This window comes from Amycolatopsis sp. NPDC047767 (genome assembly GCF_040704195.1).
Taxonomy (GTDB): Bacteria; Actinomycetota; Actinomycetes; order Mycobacteriales; family Pseudonocardiaceae; genus Amycolatopsis.
Genome location: NZ_JBEYSJ010000008.1, coordinates 104,723 through 107,191 on the forward strand (window position 1 = coordinate 104,723; position 2,469 = coordinate 107,191).

A 2,469-nucleotide genomic window follows, 5' to 3' on the forward strand; every position below is an offset into this window, starting at 1 on the left:
GTGTGGTTGCGGCGGTTGGGGCGCCGGCCGCGGCGGGGGCTGGCTCGGCTGGCACGCCGCCTGTGCCCGCAGTCAGTTCGGGCGCCGCGGATGCGGCGCCGGCCGGGTTTGCAGTGGGCCGGTCGGATGTCGGTGTGGTTGCGCCGGATGGGGTGCCGACCGCGGCCGGTGTGCTGAGAGCTGGCTCGGCTGATACGCCGCCTGTGCCCGCAGCGAGTTCGGGCGCTGCGGATGCGGCGCCCGCTGGGTCTGCAGTGGGCAGGTCGCGTGCCGGTGTGGTTGCGCCGGATGGGGCGCAGGCTCAACTCGCGGCGCGCGAGTCACCGGCCGCGGGCGTGCCACGAGCCGATTCGGCTGACACGCCGCGGGTGGCGGGAGCCGGTTCGAGCGCTGGGGATGCGATGGCGGCCGGGTGGGTGGCGGGTCCCTCCGAATTCGGTGCGGTTGCGCCGGGGCGGGCGCAGGCCGCGGCGCACGAGTCGCCAGCCGCGGTGCGTGGGTCGGCTACCGGTGCGGCTCCGCGCGTGGCCGGGTTGTTGCTCGCCGCCGGGGCGGGGCGGCGGTTCGGGGGGCCGAAGGCGCTGGTCGAGCTGGACGGGGAGCCGTTGGTGCGGCGGGCGTTGCGGACGCTGACCGAGGCCGGGTGTGGCCCGGTGCGGGTGGCGGTCGGGGCGGCGGCCGAGGACGTGACGAAGCTGCTGCCCGACCCGAGTCAGGCGATCTATGCCGACGGCTGGGAGGGCGGCATGGGTGCCTCGCTGAAGGCGGGGTTGGCGGCGCTGGCGAGACAGTTCCCGGACGGCGAAACCGCACCCGTGGCGGTGCTCGTGCATCTGGTCGACCTGCCGTGGGTGCCGGCGGCGGCGTTGGCGCGCGTAATGGCGAAAGCTTCGCCGACGGCCGTGGTTCGCGCGGCCTACGACGGCGTACCCGGGCATCCCGTGCTGTTCGGGCGGCGGTGGTGGGGCGAGGTCGCCGCGTCGGCGCAGGGGGACCGCGGGGCGCGGGACTGGTTGCGGGGCCGGGGGGACGTCGTGCTCGTCGAGTGCGGGGATCTGGGCAGTGGGCAGGACGTCGACCGGCCCGCTGACCTGGGGCGGACCCCGAAGACGGCGGGATGACCGGCGCAACCCCGCCCGGGAGCCCTACGATCGGGAGCGTGACCGAGTCCCTCGCCTCGCCCGAAGAGCTCACCGCCGCGCTCGACGCCACCGGGTACCTCGCCGACGAGGGTCTGGCGACCGCCGGGTTCCTCGCCCTGCGCCTGCGCCGCCCATTGTTCTGTGAAGGCGAACCCGGGACGGGCAAGACGTCGCTGGCGCTGGCTCTCTCGGCCGCGCTCGACCTGCCGCTCGTGCGCCTGCAGTGCCACGAGGGCATCGACGCCGCGCAAGCCCTCTACGAGTGGGACTTCCCCCGCCAGCTCCTGCACCTGCGCGCCCTCGAAGCCGCCGACGGCGGCCGCCTCGACGCCGACACCGCCGAGCGCTCGCTCTACACCGAGCGGTTCCTGCTCGCGCGCCCGCTGCTGCAGGCGCTGACCACCGCGCCGTGCGTACTGCTCGTCGACGAGATTGACCGCGCCGACGACGAGTTCGAAGCGTTCCTGCTCCAGCTGCTCGACGAGTACACCGTCACGATCCCCGAATATGGCGAGGTCCGCGCCGAGCAGCCGCCGCTCGTCGTGCTCACTTCCAACCGCACGCGCGAGGTCCACGACGCCCTCAAACGCCGCTGCCTCTACCACTGGCTCGAGCACCCCGACCTCGCCCGCGAGATCACCATCTTGCGCCGCCGCATCCCCGGCATCGGCGAAACCCTCGCCCGCCAGGTCGCCGACGCCGTCCACCGCCTCCGCGCCATGGACCTCCTCAAGCCCCCGGGCGTCGCCGAATCTCTCGACTGGGCCCGCGCCCTCCTCGCCCTCGACCGCGACGAGCTCGACGCCGCCACCGCCGCCCGCACCCTCGGCGCCGTCCTCAAGTACAGCGAGGACATGGACCGCGTCCGCGCCAAACTGGACACGCTCTTCTCCTGACCCGGCCCCCAGCCTGGACGATGCCGACTCGCGCACGACCGCATCCTGCCGCCGCGCCGACGACCCCTCACGGCGCCGGGCCTGGACCCCCGCCGTCTCGGGGCGGCTCCTTCGGCGCGGCGTTCGAGCGCGGTCGCGGGTGAGTGGCGCCGGTGGCAATGCCCGCGCACGGCGAACAGCCACTTTGCGACTCGTAGCCGGTCCGCGACTGCGGCGCTGTGCTCCTGCTGTACCTCGGGTTGCCTCCTTCGGCGCAGCGTTTGCGCGGTGCCGTTGTCGCGTGCCGCGGTGCGTGGTGCGGCGTGGTGATGATCGCGCGCCGAACAGCGGTTTTCCGTGGTGGCGTGGTGCCGCGAGTGTGGCGCTGTTCTGTTGCGACGTCTCGGGTCGTCTTGCGCGGCGCAGTGTTTGCGTGGGGTCGGCCGCTCGCC

At 74.3% G+C, this 2,469-nt stretch carries 2 protein-coding genes; both read left to right on the top strand.

Features of this window, described 5'->3' with window-relative positions; all coding sequences use genetic code 11:
• Positions 1-524 precede the first annotated feature (524 nt).
• Positions 525-1,121: a nucleotidyltransferase family protein gene (locus AB0878_RS16930; RefSeq protein WP_366580753.1), complete on the top strand. Its 597-nt coding sequence runs from the start codon at positions 525-527 to the stop codon at positions 1,119-1,121.
• The gene (locus AB0878_RS16935; RefSeq protein ID WP_366580755.1) at positions 1,118-2,038 is read left to right on the top strand and encodes a MoxR family ATPase; all 921 of its coding nucleotides are present in this window, start codon (positions 1,118-1,120) and stop codon (positions 2,036-2,038) included. Before AB0878_RS16930 ends, AB0878_RS16935 begins: the two co-directional genes overlap by 4 nt.
• Positions 2,039-2,469 lie beyond the last annotated feature (431 nt).

Coding starts and splice junctions, on each gene's coding strand:
- AB0878_RS16935 (WP_366580755.1), top strand. CDS start 1,118: ATGACCGGCGCAACCCCGCCCGGGAGCCCTACGATCGGGAGCGTGACC.